At 33.6% G+C, this 12,128-nt stretch carries 24 protein-coding genes; all 24 read left to right on the forward strand.

The window, feature by feature from the left end; all coding sequences use genetic code 11:
• Nucleotides 1–98 precede the first annotated feature (98 nt).
• The 24 genes from rplC to rpsD all read left to right on the forward strand — a co-directional run bounded on the left by rplC (nt 99) and on the right by rpsD (nt 12,110).
• The gene (rplC, locus tag BPEN_RS00970; RefSeq protein ID WP_011282739.1) at nt 99–752 is read left to right on the forward strand and encodes a 50S ribosomal protein L3; all 654 of its coding nucleotides are present in this window, start codon (nt 99–101) and stop codon (nt 750–752) included.
• The gene (gene rplD, locus BPEN_RS00975; RefSeq protein ID WP_011282740.1) at nt 753–1,385 is read left to right on the forward strand and encodes a 50S ribosomal protein L4; all 633 of its coding nucleotides are present in this window, start codon (nt 753–755) and stop codon (nt 1,383–1,385) included.
• Nucleotides 1,382–1,684, forward strand: a complete 303-nt coding sequence (rplW, locus tag BPEN_RS00980; RefSeq protein ID WP_011282741.1) for a 50S ribosomal protein L23 — start codon at nt 1,382–1,384, stop codon at nt 1,682–1,684. The genes rplD and rplW overlap by 4 nt, the downstream gene beginning before the upstream one ends.
• A gap of 23 nt (nt 1,685–1,707) precedes the next feature.
• Nucleotides 1,708–2,535, forward strand: coding sequence for a 50S ribosomal protein L2 (gene rplB, locus BPEN_RS00985; protein WP_011282742.1), 828 nt, complete (start codon nt 1,708–1,710; stop codon nt 2,533–2,535).
• A gap of 26 nt (nt 2,536–2,561) precedes the next feature.
• A complete protein-coding gene (gene rpsS, locus BPEN_RS00990; protein WP_011282743.1) occupies nt 2,562–2,843 on the forward strand; it encodes a 30S ribosomal protein S19 in 282 nt (93 codons plus the stop codon).
• Nucleotides 2,844–2,892: 49 nt separating this feature from the next.
• Entirely contained in the window at nt 2,893–3,222 is a 330-nt protein-coding gene (rplV, locus tag BPEN_RS00995) for a 50S ribosomal protein L22 (RefSeq protein ID WP_011282744.1), read from the forward strand.
• 33 nt (nt 3,223–3,255) lie between these two features.
• Nucleotides 3,256–3,966 carry a 30S ribosomal protein S3 gene (gene rpsC, locus BPEN_RS01000; RefSeq protein WP_011282745.1) on the forward strand — a complete coding sequence of 237 codons (711 nt, stop codon included), beginning with the start codon at nt 3,256–3,258 and terminating at the stop codon, nt 3,964–3,966.
• 11 nt (nt 3,967–3,977) lie between these two features.
• A complete protein-coding gene (gene rplP / locus BPEN_RS01005) occupies nt 3,978–4,382 on the forward strand; it encodes a 50S ribosomal protein L16 (protein ID WP_011282746.1) in 405 nt (134 codons plus the stop codon).
• Complete coding sequence (rpmC, locus tag BPEN_RS01010) at nt 4,382–4,594, forward strand: 50S ribosomal protein L29 (RefSeq protein ID WP_011282747.1); 213 nt, start codon at nt 4,382–4,384, stop codon at nt 4,592–4,594. Before rplP ends, rpmC begins: the two co-directional genes overlap by 1 nt.
• A gap of 14 nt (nt 4,595–4,608) precedes the next feature.
• On the forward strand, nt 4,609–4,863 hold the full coding sequence (gene rpsQ, locus BPEN_RS01015) for a 30S ribosomal protein S17 (protein WP_011282748.1): 255 nt from the start codon (nt 4,609–4,611) through the stop codon (nt 4,861–4,863).
• A 122-nt stretch (nt 4,864–4,985) separates the two neighbouring features.
• On the forward strand, nt 4,986–5,357 hold the full coding sequence (gene rplN / locus BPEN_RS01020; RefSeq protein ID WP_011282749.1) for a 50S ribosomal protein L14: 372 nt from the start codon (nt 4,986–4,988) through the stop codon (nt 5,355–5,357).
• A gap of 15 nt (nt 5,358–5,372) precedes the next feature.
• Nucleotides 5,373–5,693, forward strand: coding sequence for a 50S ribosomal protein L24 (gene rplX, locus BPEN_RS01025; protein ID WP_011282750.1), 321 nt, complete (start codon nt 5,373–5,375; stop codon nt 5,691–5,693).
• 12 nt (nt 5,694–5,705) lie between these two features.
• Nucleotides 5,706–6,245: a 50S ribosomal protein L5 gene (rplE, locus tag BPEN_RS01030; RefSeq protein WP_011282751.1), complete on the forward strand. Its 540-nt coding sequence runs from the start codon at nt 5,706–5,708 to the stop codon at nt 6,243–6,245.
• 32 nt (nt 6,246–6,277) lie between these two features.
• Nucleotides 6,278–6,583 carry a 30S ribosomal protein S14 gene (gene rpsN / locus BPEN_RS01035; RefSeq protein ID WP_011282752.1) on the forward strand — a complete coding sequence of 102 codons (306 nt, stop codon included), beginning with the start codon at nt 6,278–6,280 and terminating at the stop codon, nt 6,581–6,583.
• A gap of 31 nt (nt 6,584–6,614) precedes the next feature.
• Nucleotides 6,615–7,010 (forward strand): 30S ribosomal protein S8, encoded by a 396-nt coding sequence (rpsH, locus tag BPEN_RS01040; RefSeq protein WP_011282753.1) that lies wholly within the window; start codon nt 6,615–6,617, stop codon nt 7,008–7,010.
• The gene (gene rplF, locus BPEN_RS01045; protein ID WP_011282754.1) at nt 7,000–7,566 is read left to right on the forward strand and encodes a 50S ribosomal protein L6; all 567 of its coding nucleotides are present in this window, start codon (nt 7,000–7,002) and stop codon (nt 7,564–7,566) included. Before rpsH ends, rplF begins: the two co-directional genes overlap by 11 nt.
• Before the next feature lie 31 nt (nt 7,567–7,597).
• Nucleotides 7,598–7,951, forward strand: a complete 354-nt coding sequence (gene rplR / locus BPEN_RS01050; RefSeq protein WP_011282755.1) for a 50S ribosomal protein L18 — start codon at nt 7,598–7,600, stop codon at nt 7,949–7,951.
• A 15-nt stretch (nt 7,952–7,966) separates the two neighbouring features.
• A complete protein-coding gene (gene rpsE / locus BPEN_RS01055) occupies nt 7,967–8,491 on the forward strand; it encodes a 30S ribosomal protein S5 (protein ID WP_011282756.1) in 525 nt (174 codons plus the stop codon).
• A gap of 182 nt (nt 8,492–8,673) precedes the next feature.
• Nucleotides 8,674–9,108, forward strand: coding sequence for a 50S ribosomal protein L15 (gene rplO, locus BPEN_RS01060; RefSeq protein ID WP_011282757.1), 435 nt, complete (start codon nt 8,674–8,676; stop codon nt 9,106–9,108).
• A gap of 13 nt (nt 9,109–9,121) precedes the next feature.
• Nucleotides 9,122–10,456 carry a preprotein translocase subunit SecY gene (gene secY, locus BPEN_RS01065; RefSeq protein ID WP_187145672.1) on the forward strand — a complete coding sequence of 445 codons (1,335 nt, stop codon included), beginning with the start codon at nt 9,122–9,124 and terminating at the stop codon, nt 10,454–10,456.
• Nucleotides 10,457–10,494: 38 nt separating this feature from the next.
• The gene (rpmJ, locus tag BPEN_RS01070; RefSeq protein ID WP_011282759.1) at nt 10,495–10,611 is read left to right on the forward strand and encodes a 50S ribosomal protein L36; all 117 of its coding nucleotides are present in this window, start codon (nt 10,495–10,497) and stop codon (nt 10,609–10,611) included.
• Between the two features lie 48 nt (nt 10,612–10,659).
• Entirely contained in the window at nt 10,660–11,025 is a 366-nt protein-coding gene (rpsM, locus tag BPEN_RS01075) for a 30S ribosomal protein S13 (RefSeq protein WP_011282760.1), read from the forward strand.
• Between the two features lie 31 nt (nt 11,026–11,056).
• Nucleotides 11,057–11,449: a 30S ribosomal protein S11 gene (gene rpsK / locus BPEN_RS01080; protein ID WP_011282761.1), complete on the forward strand. Its 393-nt coding sequence runs from the start codon at nt 11,057–11,059 to the stop codon at nt 11,447–11,449.
• Between the two features lie 37 nt (nt 11,450–11,486).
• A complete protein-coding gene (gene rpsD / locus BPEN_RS01085; protein WP_011282762.1) occupies nt 11,487–12,110 on the forward strand; it encodes a 30S ribosomal protein S4 in 624 nt (207 codons plus the stop codon).
• Nucleotides 12,111–12,128 lie beyond the last annotated feature (18 nt).

Consider the following 12,128-nt stretch of genomic DNA (forward strand, 5'->3'; position numbering starts at 1 on the left):
AAGGATGCATCGTAATAGGCATTAATTTGTATTTTATGTGTAAAATACAAATTAATAATTTTTGTATTAAAGGTAATAGAGAGGTTATATCCATAATCATGAAAGGTCTGATTGGTCAAAAATTGGGTATGACTCGTTTGTTTGATAAAGATGGAGTATCTATCCCTGTAACTATGATTGAAATCACACCGCATCGTGTGACGCAAATAAAAAATATTGAAAACGATGGGTATTGCGCAGTTCAAGTAACTACTGGCATGAAAAACTTTAAACATATTAATAGACCAGAAACAGGGCATATGATAAAGTCAGGGGTTGATGCTGGCCGCGGTGTGTGGGAGTTTCGTTGTGAAGAAGCAGGGATGCCACAGTTATCATTAGGAGATATTATTACTATACAGATTTTTAAAAATGTTAAAAAAGTTGATATTACAGGCATTTCTAAAGGTAAAGGTTTTGCAGGTACAATAAAACGTTGGAATTTTCATATGCAAGATGCAAGTCATGGTAATTCACTGTCACACAGAGCACCTGGATCTATCGGTCAAAATCAAACTCCTGGTAGAGTATTTAAGGGCAAAAAAATGGCAGGGCAATTGGGAAATTATAAAGTTACGGTACAAAATTTAGATGTTGTTAATGTAGATGTAAAACTTAATTTATTATTAGTTAAAGGTGCTGTTCCAGGAACAATTGGCGGTAATTTATCTATTAAAAAGTCCGTTAAAATAAATATTAGAGAGAAAATGTAAATGGAATTAGAAGTCAGGGATTTTACAACAGAAATTAATATTCTAGATTCAGAGAAGTTTTCTGTATCTGATGAAATTTTTAAGTGTCCTTTTAATCAGGCATTAATACATCAAGTAATTTCTACTTACTTAACTAATTCTCGTCAAGGTACTCGATCGCAAAAAAGTCGATCAGAAGTTTCGGGTTCTAATAAAAAACCGTGGCGTCAAAAGGGTACCGGTCGCGCACGTTCTGGATCGGTAAAAAGTCCTATTTGGCGTTCTGGCGGAGTGACCTTCGCGGCTAAACCTAAATTATATGCTCAAAAAATAAATAAAAAAATGTACAGAGGGGCAATAAGAAGCATTTTATCTAAATTAGTTTGTGATAATCGTTTATTTTTAGTAAGAAATTTGTTTATAAAAGAACCAAAGACTAAATTATTATTAGAAAAATTAAGAACAATAACTTCAAAAAAAAGTATATTGATTTTTACTGATTTTTTGGATAAAAATTTGCTTTTAGCATCACGTAACGTTCATAAAATAGAGGTGCGTACCGCAACGCATATAGATCCAGTAAGTTTAATAAATTTCAACGTTACTTTAATTGCCGATAACGTGATCAAGAAAATTGAGAAACAGTTAGTATGATTTACCAAGAACGTTTATTAAAAATACTGAGATCTACACATATCTCTGAAAAAACGTCCATTATATTGGAACGCCACAATGCTTTTTCTTTTAAAGTAGCGAAATATGCAACTAAAACAGATATTAAAAATGCTATCAATATGTTGTTTTCTGTGAAAGTAAATACTATAAACACTATGATAGTAGCAGGAAAATCTAAAAGAAAGGCTAATAAAATTGGTCGCTGTAGCAACTGGAAAAAAGCATATGTTGTTTTAGATAAAGGCCAAAAAATTGATTTTATCAATACAGTAGAATAGATGAATACGGAAGATTAAAAGAGATGCCAATTATTAAATGCAACCCAACCTCACCGGGTAGACGGCATGTGACTAAATTAGTGAACCATGATTTATATAAAGGGAATCCTTTTTCTTCATTATTATCCAATAAAATTAATAATAGATCAGGAGGACGCAATAATTACGGTCGTATTACTGTGCGACATATAGGAGGGGGGCATAAAAAACGTTATAGAATCATTGATTTTAAGCGTAATAAGGATGGGATTTCCGCTGTAATTAAACGCTTAGAATATGATCCAAATCGTTCAGCAAATATAGCATTGCTTTCATATAGGGATGGGGAGTATCGTTATATTTTAGCTCCAAAAGATGTAAAAATAGGAGATTTTATAAGTTCTGGAGCGAATGTTCCAATAAAACCAGGCAATGCTTTACCTATGAGTAATATTCCGATAGGATCTATTATTCATAATGTAGAAATGAAACCAGGAAAAGGCGGGCAATTAGCCCGGTCTGCAGGATCTTACATACAAATTGTAGCTCGTGATGGGGAGTATATGATACTTCGTCTGCGATCTGGTGAAATACGAAAGATTCGCTGTGAGTGTCGCGCAACCGTAGGAGAGGTTGGTAATGCTGAACATATGTTACGTATGCTAGGTAAAGCTGGAGCCAATAGATGGCGTGGCAATCGTCCTACTGTACGTGGAACAGCCATGAATCCAATCGATCACCCTCACGGAGGCGGGGAAGGCAAAAATTTCGGAAAACATCCCGTGTCTCCTTGGGGAATACAAACCAAAGGCAAAAAAACTCGTAGTAATAAACGTACTAATAAGTTTATATTGTCTCATCGTAATAAATAAAATTTGAAGGATTAGGAATACAGTATATGTCGCGTTCTATTAAGAAAGGGCCATTTATTGACTTGCATCTTCTAAAAAAAGTGGAAAAAGCAATAGAAACAGGTGATAAAAAACCTATTAGGACTTGGTCACGGCGGTCAACAATATTTCCAAGAATGATCGGTTTAACTGTAGCAGTGCATAACGGACGTCAACATATACCCATATTCATATCAGATGAAATGGTTGGGCATAAATTAGGTGAATTTGCTCCAACTCGTACGTATCGTGGTCATTCAGTTGATAAGAAAATAAAAAAACATTATTAAAATATGATTATGATCTTAAAATAAGATGTGCTATAGAGGGAATTTTGGTATGAGAACAATTTCTAGATGCCGTTATATTCGTTCTTCTGCTCAAAAACTTCGTTTAGTAGTTAATACAATACGAGGAAAAAAAGTATCTCAGGCGCTTGATATCTTAAAGTATACCAACAAAAAATCCGCCGAATTAGTAAAAAAAACCTTAGAATCGGCTATTGCTAATGCGGAACATAACGATAATTCAGATATTAATAATTTAAAAATTATTAAAATTTTTGTCGATAGCGGTCCTATTATTAAAAGAATTATGCCACGTGCTAAAGGGCGATCAGATAAAATTATGAAACGAACAAGTCATCTTACTATAGTAGTGTCTAATTAAAAAATTATATTTAAACGGACGGAGTATTTAAAAATGGGTCAAAAGGTACATCCGAATGGTGTGCGTTTGGGTATTACTAAGACGTGGCATTCTACCTGGTACGCAAATAACAAAGATTTTTCTGACAATTTAGGGAATGATTTTAAAGTACGTCATTTTTTGATGCAAAAACTTTCGAAAGCTTTAGTATCCCGTATAATTATTGAGCGTCCTGCTAAAAGCATAAGAGTAACTGTTTATACAGCTAGACCTGGTCTTATAATTGGAAAAAAAGGGGAGGATATTGAAAAATTACGTAAAAATATAGCAAGGATTTCTGGGGTTCCAACGCAACTCAATATTGCTGAAGTGCGTAAACCGGAATTAGATGCCAAGCTGTTAGCTGATAATATCGCATCTCAATTAGAACGTAGGGTAGTATTCAGGAGGGCAATGAAACGCGTGGTACAAAACGCTATGCGTTTAGGAGCTAAAGGAATTAAAGTAGAAGTAAGCGGGAGACTAAGCGGAGCTGAGATTGCTCGTACTGAATGGTACAGAGAGGGACGAGTTCCATTACATACTTTACGTGCCGATATTGATTATAGTCTTTCAGAAGCACGTACTACATATGGTATAATTGGAATTAAGGTATGGGTTTTTAAAGGGGAAATTTTAGGAGATGTGTTACTACTGAATACAGGATATTCATCAGATCAAACGATTAATAATTCTAGCAAGAAAAAACATAAAACTCGCATATAAAGGATAATATGATGCTTCTGCAACCAAAGCGCACAAAATTTCGTAAAATGCATAAAGGGCGTAACCGGGGAACAAAAGTAAACGACAATATTAGTTTTGGGCAATTTGCTTTAAAAGCTATTAGCCGTGGGCGATTAAAATCTTGTCAAATTGAAGCAGCACGACGCGCCATCAGTCGTGCTATAAAACGTCAAGGAAAAATCTGGATTCGTGTGTTTCCAGATAAACCTATTACTAAAAAACCTCTCGAAGTACGCATGGGGAAAGGAAAAGGTAATGTAGAATATTGGGTAGCGCTAATACAACCAGGAAAAATATTATATGAAATAAATGGAGTACCAAAAGAACTAGCGTATAATGCTTTTAAATTAGGCGCATCAAAATTACCCGTTAAAACCACTTTAATAGGAAGATAATGAACAACATCGTCAAATTATTAAATCAAAAAAAAAATGACACTATTAGTGTTACATTGCTTCAGTCAGAATTAGTAAAGGTATTACGTGAACATTTTAATTTACGTATACAAGCAAAATCAGGTCAATTAAAACAATTGCATTTATTAAAAAAAGTACGTCGCAATATAGCATCTATTAAACATTATTTATCTAATAATAAAAAAGTATAAAAGGAGAATATTCCATGAGTGATAGGATTCGCATCCTACTAGGTCGTGTATGTAACAAAAAAATGAATAAATCTGTCGTTGTTTCTATAGAGAGATTAATTAAGCATTCAACATATGAAAAATTTATTAAACGTACTACTAAACTGCATGTACATGACCCTAATAACGAGACTAATGTTGGAGATCTTGTTGAAGTACAAGAATGCCGTCCTATTTCTAAAACAAAATCTTGGATACTAACTTCTATTATCAAAAAATCTAATTTTTAAAAAGATAATAATCATATGAATTAGTGGTAATCTATTTAATTAAAACTAATAAATCAAAATATATAACCATATATATATATCTTTTAAAGATTTAAATTCAATCATTACTTTGGAGTAATTGTGTGATTCAAGAACGCACTATTTTAAATGTTGCCGATAACTCTGGTGCACGATATGCAATGTGTATTAAAGTGTTAGGTGGCTCTGGTCGTCGTTATGCTAATATAGGCGACGTTATTAAAGTTGCTATTAAAGAAGCAGTACCACGCGCTAAAGTGAAAAAGGGCGATGTATTAAAAGCTGTTGTAGTACGTACGAAAAAAGGTGTACGTCGTTTAGATGGATCTATTATTAGATTTGATAATAATGCTTGTGTATTATTAAATGACACCAACGCCCAACCTATAGGTACTCGTATTTTTGGGCCGGTAACTCGCGAATTACGCAACGAAAAATTTATGAAGATTATTTCTTTAGCCCCTGAGGTACTTTAATGGAGAATATTATATATGGCAGCAGCTAAAATTAAACGTAACGATGAAGTTATTGTATTAAGTGGAAAGGATAAAGGAAAAAAGGGGAAAGTAAAGTGTGTTTTTTATAATAAAGGCAGGGTTATAGTAACAGGAATAAATTTAGTAAAAAAACATCAAAAACCTATCCCCAATAAAAATCAACCAGGAGGCATTATTGAAAAAGAAGCGTCCGTTGATTTATCTAATATTGCAATATTTAACCCTACTTTAAATAAAGCAGATCGTATAGGTTTTACAATACAAAATGGTAAAAAAATACGTATATTTAAGTCTAATGGGGATATAGTTAAATGATTGGAATAATATATGACTAAATTATATGATTATTATAAAAATAATATAATACAAAATTTAATGCATAAATTTAATTATCGATCTATTATGCAAGTGCCTAAAATTAAAAAAATTACTATTAATATGGGAGTAGGTAAATCTGTTACCAATAAAAAGCTTTTAGAAAAAGCAACAGAAGATTTAATGGTAATTTCAGGACAAAAACCAGTAATTACTACAGCACGCAAATCTATCTCGAGTTTCAAAATTCGTCAAGGTCAACCAATCGGCTGTAAGGTAACTTTACGAGGTTCGCGTATGTGGGAATTTCTGGAAAGATTTATTTTTATTGCTATGCCTCGTATTCGTGATTTTCGCGGGTTATCTATTAAATCTTTCGATGGGCATGGTAATTATAGTATTGGAATCCGCGAGCAAATTATCTTTCCAGAAATTGATTATGATACCGTGGATGATATGCGAGGAATGGATATTACTATTACTACTAGCGCCATTTCTGATAATGAAGCGTATGCTTTATTAACTGCATTTCGATTTCCATTTAGAAAATAATCGTATTACTTCAAATAGAAGGAGCGTTAATTATGACCAAGGAATCTATAAAGGCACGTGAAATAAAGCGTTTAAAATTAGTTAATAAATATTATACACAACGTATTTCTCTAAAAAAAATTATTATTGATCAACGCATTCCTAATGAGGAGCGTTGGAATGCGGTTTTAAAATTACAGACTTTACCACGTGATTCTAGCCCATCTAGACGACGTAATCGTTGCCGTCATACTGGACGTCCTCACGCTTTTTTAAGAAAATTTGGATTGAGCCGTATGAAGGTACGCGAAGCTGCCATGCGCGGCGAAATACCTGGTTTAAGGAAAGCTAGTTGGTAATTGTAACAATATTTTATTGCTTGGAGCTATAATGAGTATGCAAGATTCAATCGCGGATATGTTAACTACTATCCGTAATGGGCAAATTTCTAAAAAAGAAAAAGTTTGCACTCCATCTTCTGCAATGAAAGTAGCAATTGTTCATGTATTAGTAGAAGAAGGATTTATACAGAAATATAATATTAAAGATAGCATCAAACCAACTCTAGAAGTATTTTTAAAATATTATCAAAAAAGAAAACCCGTCATAGATATCATAAAACGTATTAGTCGGCCTGGATTACGTATCTATAAAAAGAGAAAGGAACTACCTCAGGTAATGTCTGGTATGGGTATTATTATAATTTCTACTTCTAAAGGTGTAATCACAGATAATAGAGCTCGTCAGCTTAATGTTGGTGGGGAGATTATATGTTATGTGTCTTAATACCAAGATATTTCCGCGTCATATATGTAAAACGATAATTTCTATTCCTAAAACAATAACCGTAAATATAATAGTAGAAAACCATAGCATTTCTATTACAGGTACACTTGGTGTATTGACTCTTATATTACACAAATTGGTTAATGTACAATTGCATGATGCATCAAAACTGATGGTCTATAGCAACAGTTTTGATGTTAAAAACAAAGCTTTGATAGGAACAACCTGTGCATTAATTAATGGAATGATTACTGGAGTTACAAGAGGGTTTACTAAGACACTGCAACTAGTAGGAATAGGTTATCGCGTATCTATTCAAGATAATATCATCAACCTAATCATAGGTTTATCTCATTCCATTGACTATATACTACCTACTGAAATCGCAGCAACGTGTCCAAGTCAAACCGAAATTATTCTAACAGGAATAAATAAACAACTTATCGGCCAAGTTGCTGCAGACCTGAGAGCACTTCGCCCTCCTGAACCTTTTAAGGGAAAAGGTATTCGTTATATCGATGAAATAGTGCATAACAAAGATACTAAGAAAAAATAATTATTATCAATTATATAGAGAATCATGTAACATGAATAAAAAAGATGCTCGTATCAAAAGAGCTGTGAAAACACGAAAAAAGTTGTATAAATTAGATGCTATAAGATTAGTGATACATCGAACTTGTCGGCATATTTATGCACAAATAATTGCAAAAGATAATTCTAACGTCTTAGTTGCAGCTTCTACTACGGAAAAATTAATTTCTAGTCAACTAACAACAACCAGTAATAAAAAAGCTGCAGCTATAGTAGGAAAAATTATTGCGGAACGGGCGATAAAAAAAGGTATTATAAATGTATCTTTTGATCGTTCTGGATTTAAATATCATGGGAGAGTGAAAATGTTGGCTGATCGCGCTAGGCAAACTGGGTTAAGCTTTTAAAACAAGGTAAATAATATGAAATATACTGATAAACAGCCTGGTGAATTGCAAGAAAAATTAATTACAGTAAATCGAGTATCCAAGACGGTTAAAGGTGGTCGTGTGTTTAGTTTTACAGCTCTAACTGTGGTAGGAGATGCAAATGGTCGGGTAGGGTTTGGTTACGGTAAAGCTCGTGAAGTTCCATCAGCAATTCAAAAGTCAATGGAAAAAGCTCGTCGTAACATGGTAATTATTTCCTTATATAAAGGTACTTTACAACACGCAGTTAAGGGGGTATACACAGGTTCTCGTATTTATATGCAACCTGCTTCTGAAGGAACTGGAATTATTGCCGGCACTACAATGCGTGCTATACTAGAAGTGGTTGGAATACATAATGTATTAGCAAAAGCTTATGGATCTACAAATCCTATTAATATAGTACGTGCGACTATAAATGCGTTACAAAGCATGAAATCTCCTGAAATGATTGCAGAAAAAAGAGGTAAATCTATTAGTGAAATTTTAGGTTATTATAATTATGTTAAACATTATTAATCTTATTCGGATTGGAGCTTTATCAGAGAAAGCTGATATCCCAAGCATAAGCACTCACTGTATATGGTGGTTTGAGAAGGGATTGCGCCGTTATTAAAAATGTTGTTGAAATCATTGATGTACCGCCATCCGTGGTATAATTAACTTAAATTAATTACACGGTCAAAGTGGAGTAGTAAATCATGTATCTTAATACCATTTCTCCGTCCAGAGGATCTAAACATTTAAGTAAACGAGTAGGTCGAGGCATAGGATCTGGATTGGGTAAAACAGGAGGTCGTGGACATAAAGGACAAAAATCACGTTCTGGAGGTAAGGTGCGTCTTGGATTTGAGGGAGGACAGACTCCTTTATATCGTAGATTACCAAAGTTTGGATTTATATCTCGAAAGGCTATGGTTACCCAGGAAATTAGGTTATCCGATTTATCTCGTGTTTCAGACAAAGTAATAGATTTAAATGTTTTAAAAACCTATAATATTATTAGTCGCAAAATTAAGTTTGTTAAGATTATAATGTCTGGAGAAATTAAACGTCCTATCACGATACGTAAATTACGCGTTAGTAAAGGAGCGCGTGCTGCAATTCAATCTATAGGCGGTCAAATAGAGGAGTAATTGAATTAAAATGATGACAATTACTAATAAACAACGATCTAGATCTACTTTTCAAAGTATCAAAGGAGGATTAGGTGACTTGAAACGTAGAATTATGTTTGTGATTGGCGCTTTAATCATTTTTCGTATGGGATCATTTATTCCAATTCCAGGAGTAGATTTGATTGTTTTGGCACAAATTATTGAACAACAACATGGCACTATTATTGAAATGTTTAATATGTTTTCTGGAGGATCTTTAAGTCGTGCTTCTATTTTTAGTTTAGGGATTATGCCATATATTTCAGCTTCAATTATTGTTCAGCTATTAACTGCGGTACACCCTGCTTTAATAGAAATTAAAAAAGAAGGAGAAAGTGGCAGGAGAATAATTAACCAGTATATTCGTTATGGAACTTTAATACTTGGAATACTACAATCAGTAGGCGTTGTCACTAGTTTACCTAATGTATCGGGGTTAGTGATTAATCCAGGATTTTCCTTTTATTGCATAGCAATTATCAGTCTTGTTTGTGGTACTGTTTTTTTAATGTGGTTAGGTGATCAAATCACTAGTAGAGGTATAGGAAATGGTATTTCAATTATTATTTTTTCAGGGATAATTGCCGGGTTGCCACTGGCTATAGGCCATACCATAGAACAAGTGAGACAAGATGAGTTACATTTTTTTATATTAATTTTAATTATTTTCTTGGTATTGAGCGTTACTTTTTTTGTTGTATTTATGGAGCGGGGACAACGTCGCATTCTAGTACATTATGCTCAACGTCAACAAGGTCGTCGTATTTATGCTGCTCAAAGCACACATTTACCACTGAAAGTAAATATGGCTGGTGTCATTCCTGCTATTTTTGCTTCTAGTGTCATCTTGTTTCCGGGTACTGTAATTTCTTGGTTCGGCAGTAGTACTAATTGGCAATGGTTAGCTATTATTTCTTTATATCTACAACCAGGTCAGCCATTATATATTTTACTTTATGCGGCAGCTATTATGTTTTTTTGTTTTTTTTACACATCTTTAATTTTTAATCCTCGCGAAACAGCTGAAAATTTAAAAAAATCGGGAGCATTTGTTCCTGGAATTAGACCGGGAGAACAAACTGCAAAATATATTAATACAATTATGATTCGTTTGACTTTCATTGGTGCAATGTACGTTACATTTATTTGTTTAGTACCAGAGTTTATGAGAATTGCTATGAAAGTTCCTTTCTATTTTGGAGGAACATCTTTACTTATTGTAGTTGTAGTAATTATGGATTTTATGGCGCAAATACAAACTTTAATGATGTCTAGTAAATATGAATCTGTGCTTAAAAAAGCAAACCTGAAACATTTTAATCATTGATTAAAAAAAATCATATACATATGATTATAGGAAACATTATGAAAGTACGTACGTCAGTGAAAAAATTATGTCGTTATTGTGAAATTGTGAAGAGACATAACGTTATTCGTGTAGTTTGTCGTGCGGATCCAAAGCATAAGCAACGACAAGGATAATGGTTGTTCAGTATAGGATAATTAATTAACTTTTAGGAGTGAAAAATAGTGGTACGTATAGCAGGCGTCAATGTTCCTGATAGAAAACATGCCGTTGTTGCTTTAATGTCTATTTATGGCATTGGAAAGTCCCGTGCTCGCTCAATTTGTTTGAATACAGGTATAGATGAGCATGTACAACTTTGTAAATTGTCTGAAATTCATATAGATAAATTACGTGATGCGGTTGATGAATATATCGTAGAAGGGGATTTACGCCGAGAAGTAACTCTAAATATCAAACGTTTAATTGATCTTGGTACTTACCGAGGATTACGTCATCGTCGTAATTTACCAGTACGGGGGCAAAGGACTAGAACAAATGCTAGAACTTGTAAAGGTCCTCGTAAGTCAATGAACAAACAATTTAAATAAGTATTAATAAATAAAAAAGCACAAATATAAAATGATTAAATCATCCAATCTTCGAGCGCGCAAGCGGCTCAAAAAACAAATTTTAGACGGTGTAGCTCATATACATGCATCTTTTAATAACACTATTATCACTATTAGTGATAAGCAAGGTAATACTTTAGGATGGGCTACAGCTGGGGGCTCTGGATTTAGAGGATCTCGAAAATCTACACCGTTTGCCGCGCAAATAGCAGCAGAGCGTTGCGCTGAAATAGTTCAAGAATATGGGGTAAAAAATTTAGAAGTTATGGTTAAAGGGCCAGGACCAGGACGTGAATCAGCGGTACGAGCTTTAAATGCAGCAGGATTTCATATTACCAGTATTACTGATGTCACCCCAATTCCTCATAATGGTTGCCGTCCTTCTAAAAAACGCCGTGTCTAAAGAAGATTTATTAGTTTATTTTCAAGGAATAAAAAATATGGCTAAATATTTAGGACCTAAACTTAAATTAAGTCGTCGTGAGGGTACAGATCTTTTTTTAAAATCTGGAATTCGTGCTATTGATTCTAAATGTAAACTTGATCAACCTCCCGGGCAACATAATATGCGTAAATCTCGTTTTTCAGATTACGGAATACAGTTAAGAGAAAAACAAAAAGTTAGACGTATATATGGTATCTTAGAGCGTCAGTTCTCTAATTATTATAAGAGAGCTGCACGTATTAAAGGTAACACTGGTGAAAATTTATTAAAATTATTAGAAAGCAGATTAGATAATACTGTGTATCGTATGGGATTTGGAGCAACACGTGCTGAGGCCCGTCAGTTAGTAAGTCATAAATCCATTATGGTTGAAAACCGTATTGTTAATATAGCTTCATATCAAGTTGTTCCCAATACTGTTATTAAAATACATAAAAAATCACATAAGCAATCTAGGATTCGCGCTTCTTTAGAGCTTTCTGAGCAGCAAAGAGAAAAACTAGCATGGATTGAAGTAGATCCCATTAAACTACAAGGTCTATTTAAACGTTATCCAGAGCGTAGTGAATTATCCGCAAATATCGATGAACATTTGATTATTGAATTATATTCAAAATAAGTAAAATTTGTGAAATAG

The organism is Candidatus Blochmanniella pennsylvanica str. BPEN (genome assembly GCF_000011745.1).
Classification (GTDB): domain Bacteria; phylum Pseudomonadota; class Gammaproteobacteria; order Enterobacterales; family Enterobacteriaceae; genus Blochmanniella; species Blochmanniella pennsylvanica.

Bases quoted from the DNA above. Each gene is read 5' to 3' on its own strand.
- rplR (WP_011282755.1), top strand. From the start codon at position 7,598: ATGAATAAAAAAGATGCTCGTATCAAAAGAGCTGTGAAAACACGAAAA.
- rplP (WP_011282746.1), top strand. From the start codon at position 3,978: ATGCTTCTGCAACCAAAGCGCACAAAATTTCGTAAAATGCATAAAGGG.
- rplB (WP_011282742.1), top strand. From the start codon at position 1,708: ATGCCAATTATTAAATGCAACCCAACCTCACCGGGTAGACGGCATGTG.
- rplF (WP_011282754.1), top strand. From the start codon at position 7,000: ATGTGTCTTAATACCAAGATATTTCCGCGTCATATATGTAAAACGATA.
- rplC (WP_011282739.1), top strand. From the start codon at position 99: ATGAAAGGTCTGATTGGTCAAAAATTGGGTATGACTCGTTTGTTTGAT.
- rpsE (WP_011282756.1), top strand. From the start codon at position 7,967: ATGAAATATACTGATAAACAGCCTGGTGAATTGCAAGAAAAATTAATT.
- rplV (WP_011282744.1), top strand. From the start codon at position 2,893: ATGAGAACAATTTCTAGATGCCGTTATATTCGTTCTTCTGCTCAAAAA.
- rplE (WP_011282751.1), top strand. From the start codon at position 5,706: ATGACTAAATTATATGATTATTATAAAAATAATATAATACAAAATTTA.
- rpsS (WP_011282743.1), top strand. From the start codon at position 2,562: ATGTCGCGTTCTATTAAGAAAGGGCCATTTATTGACTTGCATCTTCTA.
- rpmJ (WP_011282759.1), top strand. From the start codon at position 10,495: ATGAAAGTACGTACGTCAGTGAAAAAATTATGTCGTTATTGTGAAATT.
- secY (WP_187145672.1), top strand. From the start codon at position 9,122: ATGACAATTACTAATAAACAACGATCTAGATCTACTTTTCAAAGTATC.
- rpsD (WP_011282762.1), top strand. From the start codon at position 11,487: ATGGCTAAATATTTAGGACCTAAACTTAAATTAAGTCGTCGTGAGGGT.
- rpsC (WP_011282745.1), top strand. From the start codon at position 3,256: ATGGGTCAAAAGGTACATCCGAATGGTGTGCGTTTGGGTATTACTAAG.
- rplX (WP_011282750.1), top strand. From the start codon at position 5,373: ATGGCAGCAGCTAAAATTAAACGTAACGATGAAGTTATTGTATTAAGT.
- rpmC (WP_011282747.1), top strand. From the start codon at position 4,382: ATGAACAACATCGTCAAATTATTAAATCAAAAAAAAAATGACACTATT.
- rpsK (WP_011282761.1), top strand. From the start codon at position 11,057: ATGATTAAATCATCCAATCTTCGAGCGCGCAAGCGGCTCAAAAAACAA.
- rplD (WP_011282740.1), top strand. From the start codon at position 753: ATGGAATTAGAAGTCAGGGATTTTACAACAGAAATTAATATTCTAGAT.
- rplO (WP_011282757.1), top strand. From the start codon at position 8,674: ATGTATCTTAATACCATTTCTCCGTCCAGAGGATCTAAACATTTAAGT.
- rplW (WP_011282741.1), top strand. From the start codon at position 1,382: ATGATTTACCAAGAACGTTTATTAAAAATACTGAGATCTACACATATC.
- rpsN (WP_011282752.1), top strand. From the start codon at position 6,278: ATGACCAAGGAATCTATAAAGGCACGTGAAATAAAGCGTTTAAAATTA.
- rpsH (WP_011282753.1), top strand. From the start codon at position 6,615: ATGAGTATGCAAGATTCAATCGCGGATATGTTAACTACTATCCGTAAT.
- rpsQ (WP_011282748.1), top strand. From the start codon at position 4,609: ATGAGTGATAGGATTCGCATCCTACTAGGTCGTGTATGTAACAAAAAA.